Genomic DNA, 14,984 nt, shown 5'->3' with positions numbered 1-14,984 from the left:
CCAGCTCGCGCTTGCGTTTTCGCAGGTCAAGACCATCTTTCCTACGCCGGTAAGATGACGAGATCATGCGAGACCGTGACTAGCCGGTCCGCTCAGCACGTCGGGTGTGGTACTCAAGTGACCATGAAACTACGCAAGGTGTCCGGCGCTGACTGCGACAAGGAAACATGCCCAGCCGTCTACATCTCCGATCGGGGAACGGGCGTAGCACAAGGTCCCCTGGTAGCCGAGGCTGACGGGTTGACACTCGGGCCTGGCGAAGTGGCCGTAGAGCTGCCGCTAGACGTGTTGAGGGCTGCTGTGCGGGCTCTTGAGGCAGAGGAAGGCACTGCGTGACCCTGCTGGAGGGACAAGCGTTCTCGGCCTACTTCAGGGACTACGAACGGTCCGCGTGGAGGTTCGAGACTCAACCGACCTACACCATTCCTAGTGAACAGCCGAGTATTGCTCGTTTCCTGGCAGGAAAACCCAAGCCAGCGGGTCACAATGACGACTGGCACGAGCGAGTACGCAACTGGGTAGCGGCCGGTAGGGCATTCGGTCGCGTGAGGACCGTCCGCCAACCGTTGACGGACTACCAGCGGTATCAACTCGCATGGAGCATTCCCGGCAACGTCGAGGCGGGGGAAGACATCCGCATTCTCGACCTCACTGAGAATGATCTAGCGCTACCTGATCAAGACTTCTGGCTGTTCGATGACTCGACCGTCGTACATCTGAACTTCAACACTGACGGAACGCTTACGAACATCGAGCTTGTCGACAACCCAGACCTACCGAAGTACCTCGCATGGCGTGAAACCGCGCTGAAGCACGCCGTCCCCTTCACCGAATATGCCCCAACCTGATGAGCGACCCCAGAGCGGTACTGAACTAGCCGACGCTCTGAAGCAACTTCGCAAGGCGGCCAATCTTTCCGGCGAGAGGCTGGCCGCACGATGCGCTATGTCTCAGTCCAAGATCAGCCGCATTGAACGCGGCCGGATCCTGCCGACTGTGGTTGACGTTGAGCGGCTACTCAAGGCACTCGAGGTACCGGATGAGATCGAGCGAGAACTAGTCGCGCTTGCCCGCAGAGCGAACGTGCAACACACGTCGTGGCGGACTGCCGCAGAGATGGGACTCTGGCGACAACAAGACGAACTGAAGGCATTGGCCCAGTCGTCAACGATCGTCCGCCAGTTCCTACCAGCCATCCCCAGCGGGCTCCTGCAAACCGAGGAGTACGCGCGGCAAGTGCTGGAACCTACGGTTCCGGGGGATGTCTCCTGGAACGCACAGCGAGCCGTAAGGGCTCGTATGGAAAGTCAGGAAGTACTAGGGGACACGTCACGTAGGTTCATCTTCCTGATGCCCGAGCACGCTATTAGATGGAACCGCGTTGACCGCGAAGTCATGGCGGCACAGTGCGCCCATATGGCGAACATGTCAGAGCGACCAAACCTGGATATTGCCGTCATACCGCAATCCGCCAAGGTGCGAGCCGCACCGCTGAACGTCTTCGTGATCTACGACGAACGACTAGTGTCAGCAGAGCTGTTCTCAGGCAAAGTTGTGCTTCGTGATCCTCGGGACATCGCTTATCACCTGAACCTGTTCGAGTTCTTCTACAGCCACGCTCTCACCGGTGACAACGCTACCGCATTTCTGCGGTCGGTGAGTGACGATTTTATGCGAGAGCGCGGGTAGCTGTAGCAATTTATTCGAGACTGAGACTTGACCTCGCACTGACACTCCTGTCGCTCTTACCGTTCTTACATGTTCGAGACCAGCGAGGGAGAGCTGGCCGGTAGGCGGGTAGCGATTGCCCGCAATGGCCACACCGAGAATGGAACCGTGCAGAAGTACCAGCACGCTGAGGGGATGCGTTGGTACACGGTTCCGGTACGGCTGGACTCTGGCGTTTGGGTTCACGCACTCATCCGTGAGATTGAGGAGCAGGCCACAGCGTCGACCGAGGTTGCTTAACCATTTCCCTATGCCGGGAAATCGCAGGTCACAACGCGTTTACAAAAGTCCGCACCCGCAGGTCGGTACCAGGTGGGCGAGTAGCGGCGCAGCGCGTCCGGCAGACGCGGGCCGAGCTTCGGCCGTGGCGGTCCGAGAGGTTCGTCGCCGATCTCGACGAGCACATCTACGCCGCGCTTGTCGGGTAGTGGGCGGGTGTCGTTCGCCCCACGCGCCCGATGGGGAAGACGTCGTACAGGCCGACGCGGTAGCCCGCGTCGGCCTGTACGGCACCAAACCTGACGTCACTCGCGAGTGAGGTTGTTGTCGGCGAGACCGGCGCGTACCACCCGGCGCGCGGGCAGCCGGATCGACAACAGTCCGATGAGGACGGTCACCGCCACGATGCCGAGGTACACCAGCGGTGTCCCGCTCGGCAGCGGGCTGCCGGTGAAGTTGACGCCGAGGAACGCCAGCGGCAGCACCGGGATGGCCGAGCCGAGCACCACCGCGATGCCCACCACGATCCAGGACTCGACCCGGATCATCCGCAGAACCTGCCGCCGGGTGCCGCCGACCAGCCGCAGCAGGGTCAGCTCGCGGCTGCGGTCCAGCGTCGCGGTCACCAGCGTGTTGACCACCGACAGCGCGACGTAGAGCAGGATGACGCCGAGCAGGACGCGGTTGAGCCAGATGTTCGCCTCCTGCTCGCCGTCGGTGGCGACGGTGAGCGAGTGCCGGTCGGCGACCGAGAGTCCGGGGTAGGTCCCGGCCAGTTCCCGCAGGCCCCGTTCCACCACGGCGCGGTCGGCGGTGCCCACCGTGCTCACGAGCACCGAACCGGCCAGGCCGCTGGTCGTGTGCGGGAGCAGGACGTCCTGCGGCAGCAGCACGTCGCCGTAGCCGAGGTTGTTCCCGTACACCGCCACCAGCCGCGGGGACACCCGGGTGCGGTCACCGAGGTACAGCTCGACCCGGTCCCCGACGTGCTTGCCCTGCCAGGACGCCTCGGACTCGCTCAGCGCCACGGTGTCCCCGCGCAGGTCGTCGAACCGGCCCTGGCGCACCGCCAGTGAAAGGGTGCCGGTCAGCTGCCCGGCGTCGACGCCGTAGGCCTTGACCTTGGACAGCGGTTCTTCGCTCGCGTCGGGGTCGTACACGATGACGTCGCTGCCGACCAGCGGCGTCGCCGCGCGCACCCCCGGCACCGTCCGCGCGGCGGCCGCCGCGCTCGCCGGGATCCCGGCCGGGGCACTGAGCACGAAGTCGGCCGAGGTCGCGGCGCGAGCCTGTTCCTGGGTGGCGTCGGTGAGCATGGCCTGGCTGTAGAACTGGGTCACCGAGAAACCGAGGGTCAGCACCAGCGGGGTCACCGCGGCGGCGAGCCGCCGTGAGTTCGCCATGCTGTTGCGGGCGGCAAGGTAGCGGGAGGTGGCGCGCGAGCCCAGCATCAGCCCGCCGACGATCCGGGTCGCCCCGGACATCAGCCGGGGACCGAGCAGCCCGATGCCGATCACCGCGATCAGCGAGGACATCACGGCGGGCACCGCGGCCAGCTGCCCCTGGAGGAACAACGTCGCCGTCGCGCCGGCCCCGGCCAGCAGGAGCAGCACCACGCCGGTGATCGCCCGCCCGAGGCCGAGTTTCGCCTTCTCCACGGCCGCTTCGCCGAGCGCCTCGATCGGCTTGAACTTCAGCAGCCGCCGCGCCGAGGTCCACGCGGCCAGCCAGGCGGCGCCCACGCACAGCACGACCGCGGCCGCCATCGGCACCGGGCTGGCCGAAAGCTCGAAACCCTCGGGAATGACGCCGATCTTCACGAAGGCGTCCCGGATCCCGTAGGAGGCGAACAGACCCGGCAGGACGCCGAGCACCGCACCGGCACCGGACACGAGCAGCGTCTCGATGCCGATCAGGCGGCGCACCTGCCCCGGCGTGGCCGCGATGGTCCGCAGCAACGCGATCTCCCGGCGCCGCTGGTTCAGCACCAGCGCCAGCGTGCTCGCCGTCACGAAGATCACGATCATGAACACGAACCCGGTGAACGATCCGGAGATGATCGTCAGGATCTGCCGGGACTGCGCCGCGTCCAGCGACTCGGCCTCGCCGCGCTCGACTCCCGAGTAGACGGTGACGTCCTTGTTGTCCGACAGGGCCTTTTCCACCCCGTCGGCAAGATCGTCGGCGCTCCCGGGAGCGCCGAGCACGCCGATCGCGGCCAGCCTGCCGGGCGCACCGGACAGCGACCGCGCGACGTCGTCGGTGAAGAACACCGCGGACTGCCGGGCCAGCCTGTCCACTCCGGACGGTGCGGCGATGCCGCTCACGCGGTAGCTTTCCGGCCGGTCCCGCACCGAGATCCGCACGGTCGCGCCGACCGTGACGCCGGCGCGCTGCGCGAGCTCGGCGTCCAGCACCACGTCACCCGGTCCGGCGGGCGCGCTGCCCGACCGCACCGCGAACGGGGTCAGCTCGGCGCTGCCCCAGCCGTGCCCGAACGAGTGGCCGCCGTCCGCGCCGGGCAGCACCCGGCCGTCCGCGGTCACCACCAACACCGGGAAGCTCACCTCGCCGATCACCTTGGCGACCCCGGGAACGCCCGCGACGGTGCCGGCAAGTTTCGCGTCGACCGTCACCTTTTCGGGGAGGTTCTCCTGCTTGGCGTCGCGTTCGCCGCCCGGCCCCACCTTGATGCGCTGCGTGACGGTCTGGTTGCCGCCGACCACCACCTGCGTGGCGGCGTAGCGCTGCGCGGGCACCCCGCCGAAGATGCCGGACTCCAGCAGCACCCCGCACGCGGTGAACAGGATCGCCCCGCCGAACAGGGCGAGGAACGACGCGACGAACGCGGACCTGCGGGCCCGGATCGTCGCCCATGCCAGGGAAAGCATCGCGCTCACCACTCCCCGAGCGTGGTCATCCGCGCGGCCACGCGTTCGGGCGTGGGCGACGGCATCTCCTCGACGAACCGGCCGTCGGCGAGGAACAGCACGCTGTGCGCGTGCGCCGCGGCCACCGGATCGTGGGTGACCATCACCACGGTCTGGCCCGCCTCGTCGACGAGCCTGCGCAGCAGCGTCAGCACCTCGGCGCCGGTCCGCATGTCCAGCGCGCCGGTCGGCTCGTCGGCGAAGACCACCTCCGGCCGGGACACGAGCGCCCTGGCCACGGCGACCCGCTGCTGCTGACCGCCGGAAAGCTGGTTCGGCCTGCGCTTGAGGTGCTGGTCCAGCCCGACCCTGCCGACGATCTCCCGCAGCCAGGCGGCGTCCGCGGTGCGCCCGGCGAACCGCAGGGGCAGGGTGATGTTGTCCAGGACGGTCAGCGACGGCACCAGGTTGTAGGCCTGGAAGACGAAGCCGATCCGGTCCCGGCGCAGCTCGGTCAGCGCCTTCTCCTTGAGCCCCGACAGCTCCGTGCCGCCCAGCAGCACCGAGCCCGACGTCGGCCGGTCGAGCCCGGCCGCGCAGTGCAGGAACGTGCTCTTGCCCGAGCCGGACGGTCCCATCACGGCGGTGAACCGGCCCCGCCGCAGCTCCAGCGAGACGCCGCGCAGAGCCGTCACGGCGCTGTCCCCCGCGCCGTAGACCTTGGTCACCCCCGCCAGCCGGACCGCGTGATCCTGGCCGACCATCGGCTCCGTTCGTGTGTACACCACTACCGTCCCCACTCCTGTCCACTCGCACTTCCTGTCGTGAACGAAGGTAGGTTTTGCGGGAGGGTGCCGGACATCCCGCGGAATACCGGATCCGTGGTAGAGCACGCTCCACCATGACAGGAGAGGAATGGCCGGAAGATTGCTGAGCCACGCGCTGACCAGGGTGTGGCCGTCGTTCGTGTCGCTGGCGATCGGCTTCCTCACCGCGATGGCGTCCTGGGTCGTGCTGTGCGCGCTGCTGATCTGCACGCTGCTGGTGTTCACGCTGCCCCTGCTGCCGCCGCTGATGATCGCCGTCCGCAAGCTGATCGCGCTCGACCGCTGGCGGGTCTCCCGCTACACCGGCCGAGAGGTCACGGAGCGTTACCAGGAACTGAGCGGGCCGTTCCTCGGCCGGATCGTCACCGTGCTGTCCGACCCGGCGACCCGGCGCGACCTGCTGTGGCTGCTCGTGCACCCGGTGGCCTCGCTGCCGCTGAGCGTGCTCTCGATCGGCCTGCCGGGCGCGGCGGTGCAGAACCTCATCACCTCGCTCATCTGGTGGCTGGTCCCCGGCGGGCTGAAGAGCTCCTTCGGGCTGCCCGTCGACTCATGGCCCGCCTCGGCGCTCAACCTCGGCATCGCGCTCACGGCGGCGCTGGTGTCGTGCCTCGTGCTGCCATGGGTGGCCACCGGCGAGGCATACCTGGCACGGGCGCTGCTGTCCCCGCCGAAGGCGAGCATGGCGCAGCGGGTGGCCGAGCTGACCGCGACCAGGGCCGCCGCGCTGGAGGCCCACGGCGCCGAACTCCGCCGCATCGAACGGGATCTGCACGACGGCACACAGAACCGCCTGGTCGCCGTGGTGATGATGCTCGGGATCGCCGAACGCGGGCTGCGGCGCGACCCGGCCTCGGCGCTGCCGCTGGTGCTCAAGGCGCAGAACGCCGCGTCCGACGCGGTCGCCGAACTCCGCGACGTCGTCCGCAGCATTCACCCGCCGGTGCTGGAGGACCGCGGTCTCGACGGCGCGATCGACGCGCTCGCCGCCCGCAGCTCGATCCCCTGCACCGTGGACGTCGAATCGCTGCGGCGGCTGCCCGCCGCGGTGGAGGCCGCCGCGTACTTCGTGGTCGCCGAGGCGCTGACCAACGCGGCCAAGCACAGCGGCGCGGACCACATTTCGGTGCGCCTGACGATCCGGGGCGATCTCCTCACCGTGGAGGTCGTCGACGACGGCCACGGCGGGGCCGACGAGCAGGGTGGCACCGGCCTGAACGGGATCCGCCGCCGCGTCGAAGCGTTCGACGGGCACACTGAGCTGTCCAGCCCGGAAGGCGGGCCGACCGTGCTGCGCGCGGTCCTGCCGACCGGGGCCTGAGGAAGGGAACCACTGCCGCCATGCGGATCATGATCGCCGAGGACGACGCCCTGCTGCGCGAGGGACTCGTCCTGCTGCTGGGCACGGAGGGCTTCGAGGTGACCGCGGCCGTCGACAACGCCGAGGACCTGCTGACCGCCGTGGACGCCGATCCGCCGGACGTGATCGTGGTCGACGTCCGGATGCCGCCGACGTTCACCGACGAGGGCCTGCGGGCCGCCGTCGAGGCCCGCCGCCGGCACCCGCGGCTGGCGGTGCTGGTGCTCTCGGCCTACGTCGAGGACAGCTACGCCGGGGAACTGCTGGCCGGTGCCGGCACCGGCGGCGGCGTCGGTTACCTGCTGAAGGAGCGGGTCGGCAAGGTCGCGGACTTCCTGGATTCGCTGCACCGGGTGGCCGCCGGGGGCGCGGCGATGGACCCCGAGGTCGTCGCGCAGCTGCTGGTACGCCGCAAGGCCGACGACCCGATCCGCACGCTGACCCCGCGCGAGCGGGAGGTGCTTTCGCTGATGGCCGAGGGGCATTCCAACACCACCATCGGGGAACTGCTGGTGATCGGCGCGGGCGCGGTGCACAAGCACATCGGCAACATCTTCACGAAACTCGACCTGCCCAGCACCGACGGCGCCGGGCACCGCCGCGTGCAGGCCGTGCTCGCCTACCTCCGCGCGTAGTACCCGCTTTCCCGGGTCCGGGTGGGTGCCACGCCCCCAAGTCGCGACGCCCACCCGGCCCCGAAACGCCCGGAGGTTTCCCGATCCGGCACGCTGAACACATCTTCTTCAGCGTTTCCGCGATCGACAAGCCTTTTGTCCTGAACTAGAATTTTGCAGAAGGTCAACCGGCGACGCCGGGGGAACAGTGCTCAGAATCCACCTCTCCGACACGGATCTCGCCACGGTGCGGTTCGCCGAAAACCCGGCACCGCTGCTGGATTCGGTGCTGGCGCTGAGCGAACGACTGCGCGACTCGCACCCCGGCCGGTACCGGGAACTGCCGGCGGAGATCGGCCCGCTGCTGCCGATGGTGGGCCCGCTGGCACGCGGTCCCCTCTTCCTCGATCCGCTCGTCGCGGACGCCGAGCACGGCTTCGCGCTGGTGGACGCCACACCTCGCGCGATCCTGCGGTCCGAGCTGGCCAGGATCTGGCCGCCCGGCCGCGAAATCCCGCTCTGGGTACGGAATCTCGCCGACGGCGGCGCCGAGGAGCGGGGGCTGGTCAACCGCGCGTTGCGTGCCTGGCACCGGCTGGAGATCCTGCCCCGGCGAGAACGGCTTCACGCCGGTTTCCGCGACGGTATCGCCTCGCGGGCGATGACCTTTCACGAACTCGACACCGCGGCCGCGTTCAGCTCACTGCACCGCGGCCTCAGATACCACGACGGAGTGCTGACGATCCCGCACCCGAACGAAATCGACGTCACGCCACGCGGTGCGGGAATCGAACTGATGCCTTCCCCGGTGTGGTCGGGCCGCCCGCTGTTCATGACCCCCTGGCGCGACACGGACCGGCACGTCCTGATCTACCCCGTCCGGGACTCCCCCGGCACCGTCGGCCGCCGGCCGGCCGGCGCGCTGGCCAGGCTGCTCGGCCCGACCAGGGCGGCGGTGCTCTGCGCACTGCGGCGGCCCCGCACCACCGGCGATCTCGCGCGGCTGGCCGGCATCAGCGCGCCCTCCGTCTCCCAGCACACCGCCGCGCTACGCGACGCGGGACTGGTGCGCAGCACGCGCACCGGCCGGAGCGTGCGGCACGAGCTGACCCCGCTCGGCGCCGCGCTGCTGACCACCAATCCCGGACAGGCAGCGGATCCCGGACAGGACGCTTCCGTTTCAAGGTGACTTCGCGCCGGCCGGTCCGGCTCGCGCGCAGCCATCCCTCACTGTCCACAAGGGACGTCCAGCCATTCGCCGGGCGGGATGCCGCCACGGACGTTCTCCAACCGGGACAACAGGGTTTCCAGCTGCCCGGGATCGTTGAGGTATTCCAGCACCGCGCGGTAGAACGCGCCGGTCATCGTCGCGGGCATCAGGTCCGAGGCGTCGAAACACTGCTGCGGATCCGAGGTGAGCGTGGCGGCGACCTTCCGGCTGACGGCGTCGCCGTACACGCCGGGGTCCACCGTGCGGCTGGCCGAAAACGTGCTCCCGCCGGGGATCCCCGGCCAGATCCGCTGTGCCTTGTCCGAGGTGAGGAACACCATCAGCCGCCGGGCGGCGGGGGTGTCGTGGAACATCCCGGCCAGGTCGGCCGAAACCTCCGACACGTTCGCGCCGGGGAAGCGGAAGAAGTCGAAATCCGCACCCGGCCTCGGACCGCCGCCGTCCGGGCGGCGGACCGCCTGGTACGGACCCATGATGAACGAGAGCTGGTGTTCCAGCGCGCAGCCCTGCGGAGTGGTGAACAGTCCCTTCCCCGCGTCGCCGAAGTCGGTCAGCAACGCCGCCGCCGTGCCGCCGCGCACCGCTCCCGGCACGGTGACCAGGTTTCCCCACGCCTTCCACGCTTCCCGGACCGGCGCCGAGGTCCACGGCAGGGTTCCCGCCGACCACTGCCGGTAGGCCTCGGGCCCGGCCGTGTGCAGCAGGATGTCCTCGATCCAGTCGGTGCCCGGCCAGCCCGACGTCGGCGGCGCGCCCATGCCGAGGCACCACGGGGTAGCACCCGCGGCGATCAGGCTCGTGCTCAACGCGCCGAGTTCGGCGAGGGACCGGGGCGCCGGCCCCGGCAGGCTCGCCCGGTTGTACCAGATCACGCTCTTGACGTCGGCCTTCACCGGCACCGCGTACAGGTTGGCCGTACCGAGCTTCAGCAGGTTCTGCCACTGCCGGCCGAACGAGCCCCGCGCCTGTTCACCGAGCACGTCGTCCAGCGGGCGCACCTGTCCCTGCCGGATGTGGGCGGCGAGCGAGCCCGGGTTCGGCAACACCGCGACGTCGGGCGCGGTACCCCGCCGCACGTCCGAGGCGAGGACCTGGTCGACCGCGCGGGTGCCCTGATAGTCGACCTGGATCCCGGTCTCGTCCTTGAACGCCCGCAGCACCTTTCCGAAGGCCTCCCCTTCCGAACCGGTCCACGACGCGATGACACTGACCCTGTCGGCACCGGGACCCGCCGTACAGGCACTCGCCAGCAGACCCGCGAGGGCGAGGACGAGCCCCATCCCCCTTCCCTTCACGACGTTCATGCCCGGTACCGGTATTCGTCGATCCGGGCGTACAACCCGAGCAGGATGAGCACGCCGTCGGCGAGCGCGGCGGCGCTGACGAACACGGGCAACCCGCCCGTCCTGGTCGCGGACCCGGCGAGCGTGGCCACCTCCGACGCGCCCTCGGTGATCCGGGCCGGGTCACCGGGCACCGCGTCACCTCGCGGCGCCCCGGCGACGAAGGTATCGACGCTCACGCCGCAGTACCCGCATTTTTCCTTCAGCAGCGCGACCAGCATCGCCTTTCCCCTGGCGTCGAGTGCCACGATGTCGGCCTGCCGGTCGGCGAGCAGCACGTCGGTACGGTCCCGGACCTCGTCCAGGCGTTGCGCCAGCACCAGCGTCCAGCCGAGCGCGGCCACGATCCCTATCGTCAGCAGGCTCGCCGCGATCAGCGGGACGTTGAGCACGCGCCGGAACCGCCTGCCGAGGAAGACCTGGGTGAGCACGAGCAGCACCAGCAGCGTGGCGGGCGGCAGCAGCCACAGGGGCAGCACGCCCTGGCTCATCCCGTCCGCCGCGATCTGCCGGTCCAGTGCCTGACGCTGCAGAGTCTGCAGATCGGTGAGGACGCCGACCAGTTCGTGCAGCAGGCGCGAGGCGTACCACAGGTCCGCCGTGCCGATCAGTGCCCCGCCGCCGCGCCGGTAGTGCGCGTCCGCCTGGCCGATAGAACCCGAATACGCGGCGACGAGCCCTTCGACGACTTCGAGCGCGCTGGCCCCAGCCTCGCCCGCCTGGTTGAATTCGGCGACGCGGGCGAGGCTCTGGCTCGCCACCGTCATCTGGTTCTCGTACTCCCGCCCCGGTCCGGCCAGTTGCGAGTCGCCCGAATAGAAGCTCGTGATCGCGGCGTTGTCGGCGGAAATCAGCGCGTTCCGCGCCGCCGCGGTTTCCAGGACGGCCTGGGTGGTTCTGTCCCGGACGACTTCCGCGGTGTCCAGCACGTTCCGCACCGCGAGGACCGAGGTGACCAGCATGACGAGTGTGCCGGCGAGCAGCACCGCACGCAGCCGGGACAACGCCGTCCGTGTCGGGACGCGGACCGGTTTCGCGGCGGTGAGCGTTCCGGTGGTCATCGCGGTGGCCCGTCCGGTGCCGCGCCGTGGTTCAGCCCGTAATCACCCCGGACGCGCCAGCGTCTTCGCTCGCGTTCGAACCCCACCGCAGGAACCCTACGCGGATGGCGTCACCGGCGCGGAAACTTCATACAAGCGGACCTGCCCGGAGCAACGCGCTCCCCCGATCGGCGTCCCTCGACACGTCACATCAGGTGACGCCGGAGTCATCCGGAGCGCGAGCGGCTTGATCGTCCACTGTGGACGCTTCGGCGTCCTGGGGCGCTTCGCGGTGAAACCCGGTTACTTGCCGAGCAGGAAGCAATCTTTCGAAACTACCGGTACCGGCCCGAACACGGCGCGCGTGGCGACAATTCCCGGAGAACACGACGAAAGGCCGTCACGAGACCTGTGCCCGTGACGGCCTTCGGCGGTTCGCGCTCCGCTAGTGCGCGGCTTCGTTCCAGGATCGGCCGTAACCGACCGAAACCTCCAGCGGTACGGCGAGTTCGTAGGCCGAGCCCATCCCCTCGCGCACGAGCTTCTCCACCTCGTCGCGCTCGCCTTCGGCGACCTCGAGCACGAGCTCGTCGTGCACCTGCAGCAGCACCCGGCTGCGCAGCTTCGCCTCCACCAGCGCGCGGTGCACGTTGAGCATGGCGACCTTGATGATGTCCGCCGCGCTGCCCTGGATGGGCGCGTTCAACGCCATCCGCTCGGCCATCTCCCGCCGCTGCCGGTTGTCGCTGTTGAGGTCCGGCAGGTACCGGCGGCGCCCGAAGATCGTCTCGGTGTAGCCGACCTTCGCGGCCTCGCCCACGACCGAGTGCAGGTAGTCCCGCACCCCGCCGAACCGGGCGAAGTAGGCGTCCATCTGCGCCTTGGCCTCCTCGGTGGAGATCCGCAGCTGGGAGGACAGCCCGTAGGCGGAAAGCCCGTAGGCCAGCCCGTACGACATCGCCTTGACGCGGTAGCGAAGCTCGGGCGTGATCTCCTCCGGCGGCAGCGAGAACGCCCGCGACGCCACGAACGTGTGCAGGTCCTCGCCGCTGTTGAAGGCCTCGATCAGCCCCTCGTCCTGCGACAGGTGCGCCATGATCCGCATTTCGATCTGGCTGTAGTCCGCGGTCATCAGCTCCGCGTAGCCCTCGCCGACGACGAACGCGTCCCGGATGCGGCGGCCCTCCTCGGTGCGCACCGGGATGTTCTGCAGGTTCGGGTCCACAGAGGACAGCCGGCCGGTGGCGGCGATGGTCTGCTGCAACGTGGTGTGGATCCGGCCGTCGTCGGCGACGGACTTGATCAGCCCCTCGACCGTGGTGCGCAGCTTGGTGGCGTCCCGGTGTTCGAGCAGGTGCTGCAGGAAGGGGTGCTCGGTCTTCTCGAACAGCCCCTGCAGCGCCTCGGCATCGGTGGTATAGCCGGTCTTGGTGCGCTTGGTCTTCGGCATGCCCAGCTCGTCGAACAGCACGACCTGCAGCTGCTTCGGCGAACCGAGGTTGATCTGCTTGCCGATCACGGCGTACGCCTCGTCCGCCGCCTGCGTGACCCGGCCGAGGTAGTGCGCCTCCAGCTCGGTCAGCTGCTCGATGTCGACGGCGATCCCGGCGATCTCCAGCTCGGTGATGACCTCCAGCAGCGGCAGCTCCAGCTCCGCCAGCAGGCCGCTGCCGCCGGTCTCCTCGACCTCCTCGGCCAGCGCCACCGACAGCTCGGCGATCGCGCGCGCCTTGACCAGCTCGTCGGTGATTTCCTTCTGCTCCAGGCCTTCCGCCCCGCCGTCGAGCAGCGACAGCTGGCCGTCGTCCCCGGCGGCCTCCGAGCGCAGCTCCCGCTGCAGGTACCGCAGCACGAGGTCGTCCAGCTCGAAGGTGCGCTGGCCGGGACGCACCAGGTACGCGGCCAGCGCGGTGTCCATCACCAGCCCGGCGACCGCCCAGCCCCGGGCCCGCAGCGCGTGCAGCGGCACCTTGAGGTCGTGGCCGACCTTGCGAGCCGCCGGATCCGCCAGCCACCCGGCGAGCGCCTTGTCGTCGGCCTCGTCCATCCCGGTGACGTCGAGGTAGGCGCCCTCGCCGTCCGGCGCGGCGAAGGCGAGCGCCTTCAGGTCCGACCGGACCGACGCGCCAGTGGTGCGGAAGGACACCGCGACCGGCTTCTCCTCCCGCGTGTGCGCGGCGAGCCACTCGGCGAGCCCGCCGGGGGTGAGCGCTCCCCCGCTGACCTCGAACCCCTCGTCGGCCTCCGGCTCGGCGCTGCTGAGCGTGGCGAACAGCCGGTCGCGCAGCACCCGGAACTCCAGCTCGTCGAAGATCCGGTGCACCGCCTCCCGGTCCCAGGGGCGCAGCTCGAGACCGGACGGGGCGACCCCGAGTTCGACGTCGCGGATCAGCTCGGTGAGCTGCCGGTTCAGCGAGACCGAGGTCAGGTGTGCCCGCAGTGACTCGCCGACCTTGCCCTTGACCTCGTCGACCCGGTCGATCAGCTCGCCGAGCGAGCCGAACTGGCGGATCCACTTCGCCGCCGTCTTCTCGCCGACGCCGGGGATGCTGGGCAGGTTGTCCGACGGGTCCCCGCGCAGCGCGGCGAAGTCCGGGTACTGCCGGGGGGTGAGCCCGTACTTCTCCTCCACCGCCTCCGGCGTGAACCGGACCAGGTCCGACACCCCGCGCTTGGGGTAGAGCACCGTGACGTGCTCGTTCACCAGTTGCAGCGCGTCGCGGTCGCCGGTACAGATGAGCACCTCGAAACCGTCGGCGACCGCCTGGGTGGTGAGCGTGGCGATGATGTCGTCGGCCTCGTAGTTCTCCTTTGTCAGCGCCGGGATGTTCAGCACCGCGAGGACCTCTTCGACCAGGCCGACCTGGCCCTTGAACTCGTCCGGCGTGGTGCTGCGGTTCGCCTTGTACTCGGCGTAGGCCTCCGACCGGAAGGTCTTGCGGGACAGGTCGAACGCGACGGCGAGGTGGGTGGGCACCTCGTCGCGCAGCAGGTTGATGAGCATCGAGGTGAACCCGAACACCGCGTTCGTGACCTGCCCGGTCTTCGTGCGGAAGTTCTCCGCGGGCAGGGCGAAGAACGCCCGGTAGGCCATCGAATGGCCGTCGATGAGCAGCAGTCTCGGCCGCGCGCCCTCGGCGGTGGCGGTGGCTGCGGCTCCCGGGGCGGGGGCTGTGACGTTGGCGACGGGTCGGTTCTCACTCGGGCTCACGGGGGCGAGTCTAGGCTGAGGGTCCGACACTCTTACGTGTCGCATGGTCAGAGGAGCACTACGTGACGAACCACCAGGGCGGCGAAGCCCTCCAGCCGTTCGCCGGCGTCGACCCCACGGTCGCCGACCAGCAGCTCAACGACAAGATCGGCATGGAGATCATCGAGCTGACGCCCGAACGCGTGGTCGGCACCATGCCGGTCAAGGGCAACCTGCAGCCCTACGGCCTGCTGCACGGCGGCGCGAACGCCGTGCTCGCCGAGGCGCTCGGTTCCACCGTGGCCGCGCTCAACGCCGGGCCCGACCGCGCGGCGGTGGGCCTGGAACTGTCCTGCACGCACCACCGCGGGGTCCGGTCCGGGATCGTCACGGGTGTCGCGACACCGTTGCACGTCGGGCGGAGCACGATCACCGCGGAGATCGTGCTGACCGACGAGCAGGACCGCCGCACCTGCACCGCGCGGCTCACCTGCGCCGTACTGGGCGCCGCGCCGACTCCCTGACACCCCGCGCGGCAAACGCCCCAATGTGGCATTGGGTG

12 protein-coding genes are annotated in these 14,984 nt (G+C 69.4%); 7 read left to right on the top strand and 5 right to left on the bottom strand.

Features of this window, described 5'->3' with window-relative positions:
* Positions 1–332: 332 nt before the first annotated feature.
* From ABD987_RS40770 to ABD987_RS40760, 3 genes are all read left to right on the top strand, one after another.
* Positions 333–848 (top strand): DUF6879 family protein, encoded by a 516-nt coding sequence (locus ABD987_RS40770; RefSeq protein WP_345407638.1) that lies wholly within the window; start codon positions 333–335, stop codon positions 846–848.
* Positions 835–1,689: a helix-turn-helix domain-containing protein gene (locus ABD987_RS40765; protein ID WP_345407636.1), complete on the top strand. Its 855-nt coding sequence runs from the start codon at positions 835–837 to the stop codon at positions 1,687–1,689. The genes ABD987_RS40770 and ABD987_RS40765 overlap by 14 nt, the downstream gene beginning before the upstream one ends.
* Before the next feature lie 69 nt (positions 1,690–1,758).
* On the top strand, positions 1,759–1,968 hold the full coding sequence (locus tag ABD987_RS40760; protein WP_345407634.1) for a hypothetical protein: 210 nt from the start codon (positions 1,759–1,761) through the stop codon (positions 1,966–1,968).
* 284 nt (positions 1,969–2,252) lie between these two features.
* Here ABD987_RS40760 and ABD987_RS40755 read toward each other — a convergent pair whose 3' ends face one another.
* Positions 2,253–4,838, bottom strand: coding sequence for an FtsX-like permease family protein (locus ABD987_RS40755; protein WP_345407632.1), 2,586 nt, complete (start codon positions 4,836–4,838; stop codon positions 2,253–2,255).
* Between the two features lie 5 nt (positions 4,839–4,843).
* On the bottom strand, positions 4,844–5,581 hold the full coding sequence (locus ABD987_RS40750; protein ID WP_345407785.1) for an ABC transporter ATP-binding protein: 738 nt from the start codon (positions 5,579–5,581) through the stop codon (positions 4,844–4,846).
* Positions 5,582–5,732: 151 nt separating this feature from the next.
* Between ABD987_RS40750 and ABD987_RS40745 the strand changes: the two genes are divergently transcribed.
* The 3 genes from ABD987_RS40745 to ABD987_RS40735 all read left to right on the top strand — a co-directional run bounded on the left by ABD987_RS40745 (position 5,733) and on the right by ABD987_RS40735 (position 8,807).
* Positions 5,733–6,965, top strand: a complete 1,233-nt coding sequence (locus ABD987_RS40745) for a sensor histidine kinase (RefSeq protein ID WP_345407630.1) — start codon at positions 5,733–5,735, stop codon at positions 6,963–6,965.
* A gap of 20 nt (positions 6,966–6,985) precedes the next feature.
* Positions 6,986–7,639, top strand: coding sequence for a response regulator (locus ABD987_RS40740; RefSeq protein ID WP_345407628.1), 654 nt, complete (start codon positions 6,986–6,988; stop codon positions 7,637–7,639).
* A gap of 187 nt (positions 7,640–7,826) precedes the next feature.
* The gene (locus tag ABD987_RS40735; protein ID WP_345407626.1) at positions 7,827–8,807 is read left to right on the top strand and encodes an ArsR/SmtB family transcription factor; all 981 of its coding nucleotides are present in this window, start codon (positions 7,827–7,829) and stop codon (positions 8,805–8,807) included.
* Positions 8,808–8,845: 38 nt separating this feature from the next.
* Here ABD987_RS40735 and ABD987_RS40730 read toward each other — a convergent pair whose 3' ends face one another.
* The 3 genes from ABD987_RS40730 to polA all read right to left on the bottom strand — a co-directional run bounded on the left by ABD987_RS40730 (position 8,846) and on the right by polA (position 14,443).
* Entirely contained in the window at positions 8,846–10,129 is a 1,284-nt protein-coding gene (locus ABD987_RS40730; RefSeq protein ID WP_345407624.1) for an ABC transporter substrate-binding protein, read from the bottom strand.
* 20 nt (positions 10,130–10,149) lie between these two features.
* The gene (locus tag ABD987_RS40725) at positions 10,150–11,253 is read right to left on the bottom strand and encodes a hypothetical protein (protein WP_345407622.1); all 1,104 of its coding nucleotides are present in this window, start codon (positions 11,251–11,253) and stop codon (positions 10,150–10,152) included.
* Positions 11,254–11,677: 424 nt separating this feature from the next.
* On the bottom strand, positions 11,678–14,443 hold the full coding sequence (gene polA / locus ABD987_RS40720; RefSeq protein ID WP_345407620.1) for a DNA polymerase I: 2,766 nt from the start codon (positions 14,441–14,443) through the stop codon (positions 11,678–11,680).
* A gap of 62 nt (positions 14,444–14,505) precedes the next feature.
* Here polA and ABD987_RS40715 point away from each other — a divergent pair, with 62 nt between their 5' ends.
* The gene (locus ABD987_RS40715; RefSeq protein ID WP_345407618.1) at positions 14,506–14,946 is read left to right on the top strand and encodes a PaaI family thioesterase; all 441 of its coding nucleotides are present in this window, start codon (positions 14,506–14,508) and stop codon (positions 14,944–14,946) included.
* Positions 14,947–14,984 lie beyond the last annotated feature (38 nt).

Origin of the sequence: Amycolatopsis samaneae (assembly GCF_039541975.1) — a bacterium.
Lineage (GTDB): Bacteria > Actinomycetota > Actinomycetes > Mycobacteriales > Pseudonocardiaceae > Amycolatopsis > Amycolatopsis samaneae.
The sequence above is the reverse complement of the archived record's forward strand: the minus strand, read 5'-3'. Positions and strand labels throughout refer to the sequence as shown.

Bases quoted from the DNA above. Each gene is read 5' to 3' on its own strand.
- ABD987_RS40765 (WP_345407636.1), top strand. From the start codon at position 835: ATGCCCCAACCTGATGAGCGACCCCAGAGCGGTACTGAACTAGCCGAC.
- ABD987_RS40755 (WP_345407632.1), bottom strand. From the start codon at position 4,838: ATGCTTTCCCTGGCATGGGCGACGATCCGGGCCCGCAGGTCCGCGTTC.
- ABD987_RS40760 (WP_345407634.1), top strand. From the start codon at position 1,759: ATGTTCGAGACCAGCGAGGGAGAGCTGGCCGGTAGGCGGGTAGCGATT.
- ABD987_RS40740 (WP_345407628.1), top strand. From the start codon at position 6,986: ATGCGGATCATGATCGCCGAGGACGACGCCCTGCTGCGCGAGGGACTC.
- ABD987_RS40730 (WP_345407624.1), bottom strand. From the start codon at position 10,129: ATGGGGCTCGTCCTCGCCCTCGCGGGTCTGCTGGCGAGTGCCTGTACG.
- ABD987_RS40745 (WP_345407630.1), top strand. From the start codon at position 5,733: ATGGCCGGAAGATTGCTGAGCCACGCGCTGACCAGGGTGTGGCCGTCG.
- ABD987_RS40725 (WP_345407622.1), bottom strand. From the start codon at position 11,253: ATGACCACCGGAACGCTCACCGCCGCGAAACCGGTCCGCGTCCCGACA.
- ABD987_RS40750 (WP_345407785.1), bottom strand. From the start codon at position 5,581: ATGGTCGGCCAGGATCACGCGGTCCGGCTGGCGGGGGTGACCAAGGTC.